Raw genomic sequence first — 13242 nt, forward strand, 5'->3', positions numbered from 1 at the left:
ATACTTTTCGTTTTTGATCAGTCCGCCCTCTCGCGAATCGACCCGTGTATTCTTTCACGCTTAATAAGACACCAGCAAGGCCGAGTTATCTTTTCCAAAGCTGGGCTGTATTCCGAGGATCGGCGCGGCCCGCGCGATGATATCGCGGGCGATCGGCGCCGCCGTGAAGGCCGAGATCGTGCCGCCATGCTCGCCGGTCTTCGGCTCGTCGCAGAAGGTCATGATGATGTATTGCGGATTGTCGATCGGGAAGACCGCCAGGAAGGTGTTGAAGTTCAGCGTATTCGAATAGCGACCGTGGACGACCTTGTCGGCCGTTCCGGTCTTGCTGCCAACATCGTAGCCCGGCACGCGGGCGGCGCGGCCGGATCCCTTGGAGCCGTTGAAGTCGAGCAGGAAGCGGACGTTGTCGCTGGTGCTCTTCTTGATAACGGTTTTCGCGACCGCGTCGGCTTCAGAGCGGGTACGCGGCAGGAAGGTCGGCTCAATCAGCTTGCCGCCATTGACAAGGGCGGCACCGGCAACGGCCGTCTGCAACGGCGTGGTGGAGACGCCGTGGCCGAAGGAAATGGTGATCGAGTTGATCTTCTTCCACACACGCGGCTGGCTCGGCGCCTTCACTTCAGGCAGCTCGGTGTTCATCTTGGTGAGCAGCCCTATGCGGGTCAGGAATTCCTTGTGGCCGTCGATACCGACGAGATCGGCGATCTTCGCCGTGCCGATGTTGGAGGAATACTGGAAGATTTCCGGAACGGTCAGCACACGACGCTGGCCATGAAAATCCTTGATAGTGAAACCGCCGATACGGATCGGGTTGGTGGCATCGAAGGCGTCGCGCAGCGTGACTTTGCCGGAATCGAACGCCATGGCCATGGTGAAGGTCTTGAAGGTCGAGCCCATTTCGAAGGTGCCGTTCGTCATGCGGTTGAGCCAGCCTTCCGTGGCACCCTCGTTCGGATAGTTCGGATCGAAATCGGGAGCCGACGCCATCGCGATCACTTCGCCGGTGTGAACGTCGAGCACTGCCGCACCCGCGCCCTTCGCCTGGAAGTTATTGACCGCGTTGACGACGGCGTCATGCACGATGTCCTGCACGCGCAGATCGATCGAGAGCTTGACCGGCTGCAACGGCTGATCGTTGGTCATGCCTGCGGCCGCGAGATCGGCGAGCCCCTGGTCGTCAATGTACTTCTCCATCCCGGCGACACCGCGATTGTCGATGTTGACATAGCCGAGAATGTGGGCGGCGGTGGAGCCGCCCGGATAGAAGCGGCGCTTCTCGGGGCGGAAGCCAATGCCGGGAATGCCGAGTGCCAGGATCTGGCTCTGCTGCTTCGGCGTCAACTGACGGCGAAGCCAGGCAAAATGCGAAGTCTTCACCGCGAGCTTCTTGTAGGTGCCCTTGGTGTCGAGATCAGGCAGAACAGTCCGCAACTCCTCGACCGCTTCGTCGGGATCGATGATCTTGTTCGGCTCAGCAAACAGCGACACGGTGCGGATATCGGTCGCAAGCAGCGCGCCGTTGCGGTCGACAATGTCGGGTCGCGATGCCATCAGCCGGTCCGGTGGCAGGATGCTCGACGTCGTATCCGGCGCCGTCATGGCGAACTGGGCAAGACGACCGCCGATAACGCAGTAGACAACGGCAAAGCTTGCAACCAGCAGAACGACCCGGCTCTTGGCCTGATTGGACTTGCGCTTGCGAGCGCCCTCGAAGGTCGAATTGCCGGTACCGCTTGGGCGATTGTTGCCGTCGGTGGAGAAGTGGGCCTTGCTCTTCAAGACCATGATGCGCGAAAGGAATGACATCACTCGTCCACCGATCCTGTTGCGATATTGTCGATATCCTGTTTCTTGCGCTTCGCCAGCGACGGTTGCTTGGCGGCCGGACGCGGCGCGGGAGCGGAGGCGACATCGGCGATAGCCTTCCTGATCGCCGCATCCGTCGTATCGCTATTCTTCGCAGCCGCGGCAGCAGTCACCTTGCCGCTGCTCGTCTTGGCGCCACCGGCCTTGGCATTCCCTGACGTCGTATCATCCTTGGCATCGGCGACGATTTCCGGCGGAAGCTGCGTGCGCAGCATCGGCAACTCGCTCGGCTGCACGATTGCGGTCGAGAGCGTCGGCTGCAGCTTGAGTTCGCTATTGTAGTTGTTGACCAGCCGCTCCAGGCGGTTCGGCTGAACGACCAGCGCCCAGTCCGCCTTCAGAAGCTCGATCGTGTCCTTCTCCAGCTTGATCTCGGATTCAAGGCGATGAACCTCCTCGAGCTTCAGCTCGGCACGATGCTTGATCGTGTAGGTGATACTGGCCGTTGCCGTCATGACGCCAATCAGAACGATGTCAAAAGTCCTCAGCATATCAACCTCCGAGCTTTCCGAGACTGGCGAGATTGGGCAGATCGAAGATCGATAGATCGGCGGCTTCAGCCGGCACGCTGGTGCGAAGACCGGCGCGCAGCTTGGCCGAACGCGACCGCGGATTGATCTCCGCCTCGGCATCACTAGCCGAAATCATCGGCTTGCCGATCGGGTCGAAGGTTGCCAGCCGCTCATGCACCACGGGCATATGGCGAGAACCGCCGGCGCGGCCGGAACGGTCGGCGAAGAACTTCTTGACGATGCGATCCTCCAGCGAATGGAACGTGACGACCACCAGACGGCCGCCCGGCTTCAGCGCCCGCTCGGCGGCAAACAGCGCCTGCGCCAGCTCGCCAAGCTCGTCGTTGACGAAGATGCGCAATGCCTGGAAAACGCGGGTTGCCGGATGAATCTTGTCCTTGGCCTTTCGTGGCGTGACGATTTCGATCAGACCGGCAAGATCGCGGGTCGTGACGAAGGGCGCTTCCGCCCGGCGCTTTTCGATCGCATGCGCGATCCGGGGAGCTTGCTTTTCCTCGCCGAGAAAGACGAAAATGCGGATGAGATCGGCAAGCTTGGCATGATTGACGACATCGGCCGCCGACACGCCGCTTGCCGACATGCGCATGTCGAGCGGGCCGTTCTTGCTGAACGAGAAGCCACGCTCGGCCTCATCGAGCTGCATGGAGGAAACGCCGATATCGAGCACAATACCGTCGAGCCCACCCTGAGGAGCGTGATCGGCGAGCTGCGAAAACTGCGATTGAATGAGCGTAAGATGACCCGCATGCGCGGCGACCATCGCCTGCCCCGCGGCGATCGCCGAGGGATCCCGATCGAGCGCGATCACGTCGGCGCCGGCCGAAAGGATTGCCGAGGTATAACCGCCGGCACCGAACGTGCCATCGAGAATAACTTTCCCGGCCGCTGGTGCGAGCGCCTCAAGCACCTCAGCGAGAAGAACCGGAATGTGGCGAACCGGTCCGCCATCGGCATCAGTCAAACCTCCGCCAGAATTCGCCGCCATTCCGCTTCCCCGTTCTATTCCGAGCGCCGCCCCGCCAGCTTGCGCTCCTCTCGTGCCTGCGCCTGCAAGACCTGAAAGGCCTCCGGCTGCCACAATTGAAAATGGTCCGCCCGACCGACAAAGGTCACCTCGTTGGTGATACCGGTGAAGCCCCGGATAAAATCCGTGACCATCAACCGCCCTTCCGCATCGAGCTTCATGAAGACCCCGCCCCCGTGAATGAGGAGCGACATCTGGTTCGCCGCCGGCGAAAACGGATCCTCCACCGCAATCTGCCGCTCGAACCGATCGAGCAGATCGAGGCCGCCGACGCTGATCGCCGGGAACACAAAATCCTGGAAACAATACAGCTCCTGAATATTGCGCTCCGCCAGCACGGACCGAAACGCCGCCGGCACGGATACCCGGCCCTTGGCATCGACCCTGTTGGTCGCATTCGACAGGAAGCGGTTCATGACGCGAAACACCCGTTCCCCATGACCTGCGGGCAACTACTCGCCCACAGACACAGCCAAAATCGGACACAGCTTCGCAAGCCGAAAGAACGAACACTCTTCCGACGCCTCCTTGAAGGGAGGTATCATGGCTTTGCGATGAATGGGCACTGATTTGCCCTTGTGCAATGTGCTTTTGGGATACCATGGGACCATATGGGCGTCAATGGGATGAAGCCACGGAGACGTGGCCACAGCCTGAATATTCATAAGCCGTTAAGTTTAACGAAAGGTTATGATCGCCCTGAACGGGTGCTCCAAAACGGTTTGTTTTCACAGGTGAAAACGCCTTCTCCTGGTATGGCGGAGAGGCCCCGAACCAAAGCTTCTGGCCTTTTGAAAAATGTTTTCGCAAGGCGGATGACCAGGCATCGGCGACGCGAAGGATGATTTGCCAGTTGGCCTGTAAGCCGGGTTCTGTATGGCTCCGACCGAGGCCGGAACGTGGCAGCCATTCATCTGGGACGACGCTTGCGCGCCGCCTCATGCAACCCACCCGGATGACCGGCCCGGAAACGGGCTGGAGCGCTCTCGCGCTCCGCGTCATCCCTATTCGGTTTTGCTCCCGGTGGGGTTTACCGTGCCGTCGCTGTTTCCAGAGACGCGGTGGGCTCTTACCCCACCCTTTCACCCTTACCCGATCCAAAGATCAGGCGGTTTGCTTTCTGTGGCACTTTCCCTGAGGTCGCCCTCGCCGGACGTTATCCGGCACCGTGTTTCCGTGGAGCCCGGACTTTCCTCCCCCTACCGCCTTTCGGCATTGGTAAAGCGCGGCTGCCCGGCCAACTGGCAGAGGCTCATTAGCCGAGACCGCCGGCAATTGCCACCGAAATATGCGGCCTTGCGACAGCTCATGGCTAGCTGCGGAAATATGCAGAGAAATCCGTGCGGTAGCCGTCGTCCTTGATTCGACCTTCGAGCAGCAGCTCGGCGCCGATCCTGCCGATCTCATCCGAACTCTTGGCTGCCATGCCGCAGCCTCCGGTCAGAACCGCCACGCGCGGTGAAGAGGTGTAGCCGATCATGGGATAGCCGGTGGGCGAATAGGAAACAGCGCAGGAATTGGTAAGCGTAGCGGGCCGGGTCACGCCGGGGACCAGTTCGTGAAAAATCCGCGCCAGGTGATCGCGCGCCTTGTCGCGGCCATCAGTGCGAAACCATGCGCGCAGCTCCGGTTCGCTATCGAACTGGAGGTCGTCCGGATCGCCGCCGATCTTCATGTAATATTTGCCGTCGGGATAGCGGATCGGCGGCAGCATATAGATGCTGTCGGCATCGTCGAGCGTCTTGGATATCAGCGACGGCATCGCCGACATCGCCTCGGCTTCGTCCTTGCTGACCTCGAAGAAAGTCACGGTGCGGCCATAAACCTTCATCTCAACAGGCCGCGGCAACAGATTCTCCGCAATGGAGAAACCGCCGGCGGCAAGCAGGACTTTCCCGGCACGGAACGTTTCGCCTTCCGCCGTGGTGACGACCGCAAGACCGTCTTCGTCACGGATCGAGACAGCGGTCTGTTTGATGACCTTCGCTCCCGCTTTTTCCGCCAGCAGCGATTGCGCCTTCACCAGCCGCCGTGGGCTGATATGACCGGCACCCTGTGGCTCGTGGACGCCTTCACTTTCCGCCACGAAGGAGAAGAAGGGAAATTTCGCCTTCAGCCCGGCATCGTCCAGAAGCACCGTCTGGACACCGAGCCGAGACGCCGCGTCGATGACATCGCCGACATAGGCATCGCCGCCGCCCCGCCTCGGTCCGACGACAAGGCAGCCGACCGGCGAATAGAACTGGATGCCGCTGTCGCGCTCGATCTCGGCATAGCGGGCGATCGAGCGGTTGGCGAGCCGCGCCCAGTCGGCATCGGGATCGATGGTGCGAGTGATGCGGCCTTCGTCATAGTGACTGCCGAACACACCCTGATGGTTGGCGCGATCTTCAGGCTCGTCGGGGCCGATAACGGCGATCCCGTCCGTTTGGCTGGCCAGATGGCGGGCGGCGGCCGCCCCCATCATTCCCCGACCGACGACGATGAACCTGAAATCCGCTGCCATATCACGCTCCTCGCAAATGATCGCGATTTCGATAGCATGGAAAGCGATTCCGCCCTACCCGCAATCCCATCGAAAAGCGACCTTAATCGAGCAGTGCCAGCACCTTACCGCAATATCTTTTCGAGATCGGATTCATGCGGGTCGCCCCGTGGCCGGCATTGTATTTGAGGATGGTATTGCAGGTCGGACCGCCGCCAAGATCCTGCGCCATGGCAAGGTATTTCATGCCGAACTTGATGTTCGTCTCGGGATCATAGAGACCCTTCGTGCTGCCTGAATAGCCCATCAGCCGTGCTGTCGCCGGCTTGATCTGCATCAGGCCGATCTCGCCGGCGCTGCCGCGCAGTCTCGGGTTGAAATTGCTTTCGATCTGGACGACGGCGGTCGCCAGTTCGACCGGCACGCCATTCTGTTTGGCGTATTTGGTAATCAGAGCCGAATAGGCTTTTCGTCCGGTGAAGGAATTTTCCACGTCGCGCAATTCCGCGGGGACACCCGATACTGGATAGTTGGCCGTGCGCTTGGTGATCCGCAGGGAAACCGTTTCGGTTTTTCCGCCACGCTGGCCGGCAAAGGCAGAATCATATCCTGTCAGCAGCACGCTCACGCACGCTGCCGCCGCAACAATCAAATTTTTCATGTAGTCTTTTGTCTCCGGGCGTGGGATCGCGGATGGCATTCACCATCAGTCCGGCGGGAGGCAAAAAGAGCCGCCGGAGGGCACGGTCCCCGTTATTCGTTTACGGCCATGCGACACACAAACTAAACTTGCACGGCCGCCGTTCAGCAAGCGCCGTTAGACCAGTGCAATGCGGAGATAATAGGGAAATGATGTGGCAGTGCAGCACCTTAGGCTTTTCCCGCGCGAGAGCGGGCCTGCAACCGCAAGCAAAGGACCGCTTGAATCAGGAAAAGCGAGGCAGGCTGGAGAGCAGACGGTGCAGCGTATCGATGGTCGAAAAATCGGCAATCCCATCCACTCGTTCCGGACGGAAATGGCGCTGGAAAGCCTGAACATCCCCCTCCAATTTGGTAGAGAATTCACCTGTGATTTCAGTTCCATAACCATAAAGCGAGAGCATCGACTGCAACGCCTCTATCGGCTGACCGACATCACCCTTCTGGAAGAACCGCCCGCCAGTGATCGGCGCCGGCTCCACCCAATGGCCGACACCCGCCGCGGCCAGTCGTGTCCAGGGGAATTTTTCGCCCGGATCGACCTTGCGGACAGGGGCTACATCGGAGTGTCCAAGCACCCGCTCGGGCGCGATTGCCCAGCGTTGGCCGCAATCGCGACATAGTTCGATGACCGCTTCGACCTGCGCATCGGGGAAATCCGGCAGCCCGCCGGGATGGCCGGCATTGGCAATCTCAATGCCGATCGACAGCGAATTAATATCCGCCTCGCCCTGCCACAAGCTCTTGCCGGCATGCCAGGCTCGGCGCTCCTCCGGAACAAGCTGGATCACACGCCCGTCCTCGAAGACGAAGTAATGGCTCGACACCTGGCTCTCGCCGCGACAGAGCCAGTCAAGCGCGCCTTCGGCGGTGCCCATGCCTGTATAGTGCAGAAGGATCATGTCCGGCCTGCGTCCATCCTTCCTCTCACTATGGTTCGGCGACGGCTGCACGCTGGCACCCGCAAAGTCTGCCGGAAAGGAACTCATGCGGCGCGACGTTCTCTCTCGATTTCCTCATAGGCAGCGTTGAGAACCGCCATACGCTCATTGGCGATGACGTGGAACTCCTCCGGCACGCCCCGTGAAACGAGACGGTCGGGATGGTTCTCATAGACCAGGCCGTGATAGCGGCGGCGAATGGTCGTGAAATCATCCTGGGGTGAAACACCCAATACCTTGTAGGGATCGCGACCGTCGGCGCTGACATGGCGCGCCATGATCTGCTCGAAGCGCTGCTCGCTCATATGGAAGATCTGCGCGACGTGCTGAAGGAAAGCCATTTCCTTCTCGTGGATCAGGCCATCGGCCTTGGCGATATGGAAAAGGCCGTCAAGCACATCTTCCAAGACCGGGCAATTGGCGGCGCAGGTAACGCAGAGCGATGACAGCCGCTCGGCATACGCCTCGTAACCGGCGACATCCTGGCGCGCCAGATTATAAAGGCGCGCGACGTTCTTCGCCTGATCGTCCGGGAACTCGAAAATCTCGCGGAAAGCGTTGACTTCGTTTTCTGTCACCACGCCGTCCGCCTTCGCCATCTTGGCGGAAAGCGCGATAATGGCGACGGAAAAGGCCACCTTGCGGCGGGTTTCCGGGTCACCTTCAAACAGTGTGCGGATGGCTTCGACCACAGCCGACAGGGGATTGCCAGCAGAGCTGCCAACAGCATTCAGCAATTTTTCCCAAAACGACATCACGGTCTTAATCATCCTTCCTGATAGGAAACACCTTGATCAAATAATGGTTGCGATTGCAAGCTGCCCATTGGTCGCAAGGCCGAAAACACTTTTCACATTTCGGTAATGATGGCGTGTTTGATGATGTGATTTGCGAAGCCGCGCGATCGGGAGCGCTCATCCCCCTAAACGAGAAAACAAAGCGCGTATTTCTTAAATTCTTTACTTTACAGCCATGCCCTCCTGTCGCATCCATTCGGACGGCAATCACCGAAATGATGCAGTACGGCTGCAAGGAGGATCCCCATGGCCAAACAGAAAGTCGCAATGCTCACCGCAGGCGGATTGGCGCCCTGCCTCTCTTCCGCTGTCGGCGGCCTGATCCAGCGCTATACAGACGTGGCGCCCGATCTCGATCTCATCGCCTATCGCTCTGGCTATCAGGGCGTTCTGCTGGGCGACCGCATCGAGATCACCCCTCGCATGCGCGAGGATGCGTATTTGCTGCATCGCTACGGTGGCTCGCCGATCGGCAACAGCCGCGTCAAGCTCACCAACGCCGCCGACTGCGTCAAGCGCGGGCTGGTCAGGGAAGGTGAAAATCCGCTGCGCGTCGCCGCGGAGCGCCTCGCCTCCGATGGTATCACTATTCTGCACACGATCGGCGGCGACGACACCAACACGACGGCCGCCGATCTCGCCGCCTATCTCGGCGCCAATGGCTACGACCTGACCGTGGTCGGCCTGCCGAAGACGGTCGACAATGATGTCATGCCGATCCGCCAGTCTCTCGGCGCCTGGACCGCAGCCGAAGTCGGCGCGCATTTCTTCGACAATGTCAGCAACGAACAGACAGCCGCTCCGCGCACCCTCGTCATCCATGAAGTCATGGGCCGCAGCTGCGGCTGGCTGACGGCTGCAACCGCCCGCGCCTATATTCAGAAGACCAGCGCCAATGAATATGTCGAGGGCTTCATGACCAATGCCGAGATGAAGAGCATCGACGGCCTTTACCTGCCGGAATTGGCCTTCGATATCGAAGCCGAAGCTGAACGCCTGAGGACCGTCATGGAAAAGACCGGCCATGTGACGTTGTTCGTCTCGGAAGGTGCGGCACTCGACGCCATCGTTGCCGAGCGCGAAGCCGCCGGTGAAACAATCAAGCGCGATGCCTTCGGCCATGTGAAGATCGACACCATCAATGTCGGCAGCTGGTTCCAGAAGCAGTTCGCCTCCCTCCTCGGCGCCGAGCGCTCTATGGTGCAGAAGTCGGGTTACTTCGCCCGCTCCGCGCCGGCCAATGGCGAAGACCTGCGCCTGATCCAGGGCATGGTCGACCTCGCGGTCGAAAGCGCCTTGAACAAGGTATCCGGCGTCACCGGCCATGACGAAGGCCAGGGCGGCAAGCTGCGCACCATCGAATTCCCGCGCATCAAGGGCGGCAAGCCCTTCGATCTGTCATTGCCGTGGTTTGCCGGGGTCATGGATCATATCGGTCAGAAATACACGCAATCCTAATTGACGGATCGCAAATCCAATGTCTTTGCTGGCGGCGAAAAGGAATAGAGGAGGATTCCATGTCGATTGAAACCTGGCTCGCTTTCGCCGCCGCATCCTGCATCATGCTGGCAATTCCCGGCCCGACCATTCTCCTCGTGATCTCCTATGCACTGGGTCATGGCCGCAAGACCGCGCTGGCGACCGTCACCGGCGTAACGCTCGGCGACTTCACCGCGATGACCGCATCGCTTGCCGGCCTTGGCGCGCTTCTTGCCACCTCGGCGACGCTGTTCACGATCCTGAAACTGGTCGGCGCAGCCTATCTCATGTTTTTGGGAATCAAGCTCTGGCGTGCGCCGATCGTGACCGGTCCAATGGGAGACAACGATAATCTTCCTGAGGAAAAACCGCTGAAGATTATGCTGCACGCTTATGTTGTAACGGCCCTGAACCCCAAGAGCATCATCTTCTTCGTCGCCTTCGTGCCGCAGTTTCTCGACATGTCGAAGCCTTTTTTCCAGCAAACCCTTATTCTGGAGGCAACCTTCCTGACTTTGGCAGCGCTGAATTCGTTGGTTTACGTCTTCGTTGCCGACATGGCGCGCGGCTTTATCCGCAAGGCAAGCGTGCAACGCACCGTCAACCGGACGGGTGGAACCCTGTTGATCGCGGCCGGCGCAGTCACCGCCGGATACCGTCGGATGGCCGCGTGAGGCTGTCCAGGGTTGCGATGGGACCGTTCATAGGTTAATGGGAATTCATAAATTTATTGATCCTGTGACGGATTTGCATCGCAGGACTGGGGCGGTTTTTTCGAAAGTGACAGAATGCTAGCGATTGGATTTCCCAGCCTGAAGCGCAGCGTTGCCTTTTCGGCAATGATGTGCGGCGCTCTTGCGGGGTGTGCAAGCACCCAGCAGCAGACGTCCCAGGCCGGACTCCCGGCGGCACAAACCAACGTGCCGCATCCGAATACAGCCTCGACCACAGGCGCTGTTGCCACGCCTGTTGGCGGCGTTGCGGTAGCATCCACCGCTCCTGCAACAGGCTTGCAAGGCCAGCCTCAGCAGCAGGTGGTATTGATGAAGTCCGACCGCGTTCAAGCCGTCTCAGTTGGCCAGGGCCAAATCCAGGCAGCCCAAGATCGCATGGGCGCTTCGGCCGCAAATGCGCCGAACGCCGCGAACCAGGGCACGGTTGCCATTGCTACCGCAACCGGCGCACCGGCGGCAAATACATCGCCAGCGGCAGCCTATGCCGCTTCAGACGAACCGCCGATTCCGGCCGTTGTCGCCATCCCGATGCCAAACCCGGCACGTCCCGGCGATAGCGCTCTTCTTCCGATCTCGAGTTCTGCGTCTGCCGCTCAAGCGACCATTCCCATGACCTCCGATTTGGCAGCGATCCAATCCGTCGTTCCAACGCCGCGCCCCGATGAAGATGCACCGGTCATGGCGCCTGCCGAGGTCGCCTATGCTGCCCCCCAGCAGATCGGCGCCTTGCGTTATGCCGACAACCGCATGCGCTATGACTTCAACTTCGACACCAGCGGTCCTACTGTCGTTTCAGCCGTATTGACCACCCCGAATTACGAATCCAACGTGCCGCCGGCGGAAAAGAGCTACGTTACGAAGCTCATCCAGAAATACGCAAAGATTTACGAAATCCCTGAATCGCTGATCCATCGCGTCGTTCATCGCGAGAGCCGTTACGATCCGAAAGCCTATAACAAGGCCGGCTATTTTGGCCTGATGCAGATCAAGTACAACACCGCCAAGTCGATGGGTTATGAAGGCCCGGCGTCGGGTCTGCTCGATGCCGAAACCAACATCAAATATGCCGCGAAATATCTGCGCGGCGCGTGGATGGTTGCCGACAACAAGGCCGATAACAAGGAAGTCAAGGCCGTTCAGCTCTACGCGCGTGGTTATTATTATGACGCCAAGCGCAAGGGCCTGACGGACATCGCCCACGGCAACTACTGATCCGGGCTTTAGATTTGCAAACGCCGGTCGGACCTTAGGTCTTGGCCGGCGTTGTCACATCCAGGATTTTCTTCAGCAGGATTTGCGGCTTGTAATTCAGCCAGCTTGGCGTCAGTCCCATGCGCACCAGCACGAGATTGGCTGAAGGAACAATGGCGACACTCTGGCCGTCATGTCCGAGCATCCAGAACGTATCCGTCGGCAGACCGAACTGCCCGTCCGAGCCACCCGGCCCGGCAAGCCAGGCCTGAACCTGTGAATAGACGCCTTCCGATGCCTTGGTCGGCGTGCGCATGGCTCCGACGAAACCCTCCGGCAACAGGCGCTGGCCCTTCCAGACACCATCCTGCAACAGGAATTGCCCGAAGCGCGCCCAGTCACGAGCCGTTGCGTAGAGATAGGAGCTGCCGATGAAGGTGCCACGCTCATCGGCCTCCAGTACGGCGCTCGACATGCCGAGCGGCATAAACAACGCCTCGCGCGGATAGGCGATTGCCGCGCTTTCGTTCGGAAGCCTGTTCATCCAGAGTCTTGAAAGCAGCGTCGCCGTGCCGCTCGAATAGCTGAAACGCTCGCCGGCGGGCGCCTGCTGCGGCGCGTTTGCGGCAATCCTGGTGGAGTCCGGATCGAGATAGAGCATGCGTGTCACATCCGACACCGCGCCATAGCTCTCGTTGAAGGCAAGACCGCTTTCCATGCCGAGGAGATCGCTGAGCTTGATGTTCTTGCGGACATCCCCACTCCATTGCGGTAAAAGATTCTGATCATCGAAGGACATGCGACCGGTCAGCATCAGCCGGCCGATGATCGCCGCGTTGACCGTTTTCGTCATCGACCAGCCGATCAACGGGGTCCCCTTGCCGAACCCTTCGCCATAGGTCTCCGCGACGATGCGGCCATCCTTGATGACGACAACCGCGCGCATGGAAGGGCCGGCAAGATCCGGATCGGTCACGAGCTTCGAGAGCGCTGCGCTCACCTCGCCCTCATCGCCCGCGACCTTGTCGCCGTCCGGCCAGGGAGAATCGCGCTTCGGCACCTTCACCTTGTTCAGGAAGGCCGCGCTTCGTGCTGTCTGCAGATCCCCATCCGGCACCGTCACGCATCCGAGCGCGCCGCGATAGAGCGCATAATTCGGCGCAAACATGCCAAGGATGCGGGCCGTCACCACCCCCTCCTCTCGATCGACCGAAACCCGAACGAGTTTCAGTGCCGGATTGCCCGGCGCCTGCACGTCGTCCGCCAGCACCTGCTCAGGATCGCGCTTGGCGATAAAGGTGTTCGAACAGACGATCTTGGCGGCGTAGCCGTCGCCGACCCTCAGCAATTCCGGCGGAGAAACAGAAAGCCAGACGACGCCACCGGCAACAATGATCAGCAATAAAAGAACAAGAGCCGTAATCGCTCTCGATATAAAACGCATGCCGCAAACCCTCCAAAGGTCAGCGGAGACAATCAGGAAACGCTGC

General features: G+C 60.0%; 12 protein-coding genes and 1 other RNA gene. 3 read left to right on the plus strand and 10 right to left on the minus strand.

All coding sequences use genetic code 11. From position 1 onward, the window contains the following. Positions 1–60: 60 nt before the first annotated feature. The 9 genes from EX00_RS07705 to EX00_RS07740 all read right to left on the minus strand — a co-directional run bounded on the left by EX00_RS07705 (position 61) and on the right by EX00_RS07740 (position 8306). Entirely contained in the window at positions 61–1809 is a 1749-nt protein-coding gene (locus EX00_RS07705) for a peptidoglycan D,D-transpeptidase FtsI family protein (RefSeq protein ID WP_047455701.1), read from the minus strand. Continuing rightward, the gene (gene ftsL, locus EX00_RS07710) at positions 1809–2360 is read right to left on the minus strand and encodes a cell division protein FtsL (protein ID WP_047455703.1); all 552 of its coding nucleotides are present in this window, start codon (positions 2358–2360) and stop codon (positions 1809–1811) included. Before ftsL ends, EX00_RS07705 begins: the two co-directional genes overlap by 1 nt. Before the next feature lies 1 nt (position 2361). Beyond that, on the minus strand, positions 2362–3387 hold the full coding sequence (gene rsmH / locus EX00_RS07715; RefSeq protein WP_047455704.1) for a 16S rRNA (cytosine(1402)-N(4))-methyltransferase RsmH: 1026 nt from the start codon (positions 3385–3387) through the stop codon (positions 2362–2364). Between the two features lie 14 nt (positions 3388–3401). Continuing rightward, positions 3402–3842, minus strand: coding sequence for a division/cell wall cluster transcriptional repressor MraZ (mraZ, locus tag EX00_RS07720; protein WP_047455706.1), 441 nt, complete (start codon positions 3840–3842; stop codon positions 3402–3404). A gap of 429 nt (positions 3843–4271) precedes the next feature. Beyond that, an RNA gene (gene rnpB, locus EX00_RS30780) (RNase P RNA component class A) lies at positions 4272–4671 on the minus strand. 67 nt (positions 4672–4738) lie between these two features. Then, positions 4739–5932, minus strand: a complete 1194-nt coding sequence (locus tag EX00_RS07725; protein ID WP_047455708.1) for an NAD(P)/FAD-dependent oxidoreductase — start codon at positions 5930–5932, stop codon at positions 4739–4741. 82 nt (positions 5933–6014) lie between these two features. After that, positions 6015–6572 (minus strand): lytic transglycosylase domain-containing protein, encoded by a 558-nt coding sequence (locus tag EX00_RS07730; RefSeq protein ID WP_047455711.1) that lies wholly within the window; start codon positions 6570–6572, stop codon positions 6015–6017. 265 nt (positions 6573–6837) lie between these two features. Then, positions 6838–7599: an N-acetylmuramoyl-L-alanine amidase gene (locus EX00_RS07735; RefSeq protein ID WP_047455713.1), complete on the minus strand. Its 762-nt coding sequence runs from the start codon at positions 7597–7599 to the stop codon at positions 6838–6840. Next, the gene (locus EX00_RS07740) at positions 7596–8306 is read right to left on the minus strand and encodes a J domain-containing protein (protein WP_047457585.1); all 711 of its coding nucleotides are present in this window, start codon (positions 8304–8306) and stop codon (positions 7596–7598) included. The genes EX00_RS07735 and EX00_RS07740 overlap by 4 nt, the downstream gene beginning before the upstream one ends. Before the next feature lie 288 nt (positions 8307–8594). Between EX00_RS07740 and EX00_RS07745 the strand changes: the two genes are divergently transcribed. From EX00_RS07745 to EX00_RS07755, 3 genes are all read left to right on the plus strand, one after another. Further along, positions 8595–9806, plus strand: coding sequence for a pyrophosphate--fructose-6-phosphate 1-phosphotransferase (locus tag EX00_RS07745; RefSeq protein ID WP_047455715.1), 1212 nt, complete (start codon positions 8595–8597; stop codon positions 9804–9806). A gap of 59 nt (positions 9807–9865) precedes the next feature. Further along, entirely contained in the window at positions 9866–10501 is a 636-nt protein-coding gene (locus EX00_RS07750; RefSeq protein WP_047455717.1) for a LysE family translocator, read from the plus strand. Between the two features lie 114 nt (positions 10502–10615). Then, positions 10616–11773 (plus strand): transglycosylase SLT domain-containing protein, encoded by a 1158-nt coding sequence (locus EX00_RS07755; protein ID WP_047455720.1) that lies wholly within the window; start codon positions 10616–10618, stop codon positions 11771–11773. Between the two features lie 34 nt (positions 11774–11807). Here the strand turns inward: EX00_RS07755 and EX00_RS07760 are convergent, their stop codons facing one another. Beyond that, positions 11808–13196 (minus strand): serine hydrolase domain-containing protein, encoded by a 1389-nt coding sequence (locus EX00_RS07760; RefSeq protein WP_047455722.1) that lies wholly within the window; start codon positions 13194–13196, stop codon positions 11808–11810. Positions 13197–13242: the final 46 nt, after the last annotated feature.

The organism is Martinezella rhizogenes, from assembly GCF_000799715.1.
GTDB classification, from domain to species: Bacteria; Pseudomonadota; Alphaproteobacteria; order Rhizobiales; family Rhizobiaceae; genus Rhizobium; species Rhizobium rhizogenes_C.

What these genes read in the sequence shown, in the direction of transcription:
- EX00_RS07740 (WP_047457585.1), bottom strand. Translation starts at nt 8,306, where the DNA reads ATGTCGTTTTGGGAAAAATTGCTGAATGCTGTTGGCAGCTCTGCTGGC.
- mraZ (WP_047455706.1), bottom strand. Translation starts at nt 3,842, where the DNA reads ATGAACCGCTTCCTGTCGAATGCGACCAACAGGGTCGATGCCAAGGGC.
- ftsL (WP_047455703.1), bottom strand. Translation starts at nt 2,360, where the DNA reads ATGCTGAGGACTTTTGACATCGTTCTGATTGGCGTCATGACGGCAACG.
- EX00_RS07735 (WP_047455713.1), bottom strand. Translation starts at nt 7,599, where the DNA reads ATGAGTTCCTTTCCGGCAGACTTTGCGGGTGCCAGCGTGCAGCCGTCG.
- EX00_RS07760 (WP_047455722.1), bottom strand. Translation starts at nt 13,196, where the DNA reads ATGCGTTTTATATCGAGAGCGATTACGGCTCTTGTTCTTTTATTGCTG.
- EX00_RS07745 (WP_047455715.1), top strand. Translation starts at nt 8,595, where the DNA reads ATGGCCAAACAGAAAGTCGCAATGCTCACCGCAGGCGGATTGGCGCCC.
- EX00_RS07755 (WP_047455720.1), top strand. Translation starts at nt 10,616, where the DNA reads ATGCTAGCGATTGGATTTCCCAGCCTGAAGCGCAGCGTTGCCTTTTCG.
- EX00_RS07705 (WP_047455701.1), bottom strand. Translation starts at nt 1,809, where the DNA reads ATGTCATTCCTTTCGCGCATCATGGTCTTGAAGAGCAAGGCCCACTTC.
- EX00_RS07725 (WP_047455708.1), bottom strand. Translation starts at nt 5,932, where the DNA reads ATGGCAGCGGATTTCAGGTTCATCGTCGTCGGTCGGGGAATGATGGGG.
- EX00_RS07750 (WP_047455717.1), top strand. Translation starts at nt 9,866, where the DNA reads ATGTCGATTGAAACCTGGCTCGCTTTCGCCGCCGCATCCTGCATCATG.
- rsmH (WP_047455704.1), bottom strand. Translation starts at nt 3,387, where the DNA reads ATGGCGGCGAATTCTGGCGGAGGTTTGACTGATGCCGATGGCGGACCG.
- EX00_RS07730 (WP_047455711.1), bottom strand. Translation starts at nt 6,572, where the DNA reads ATGAAAAATTTGATTGTTGCGGCGGCAGCGTGCGTGAGCGTGCTGCTG.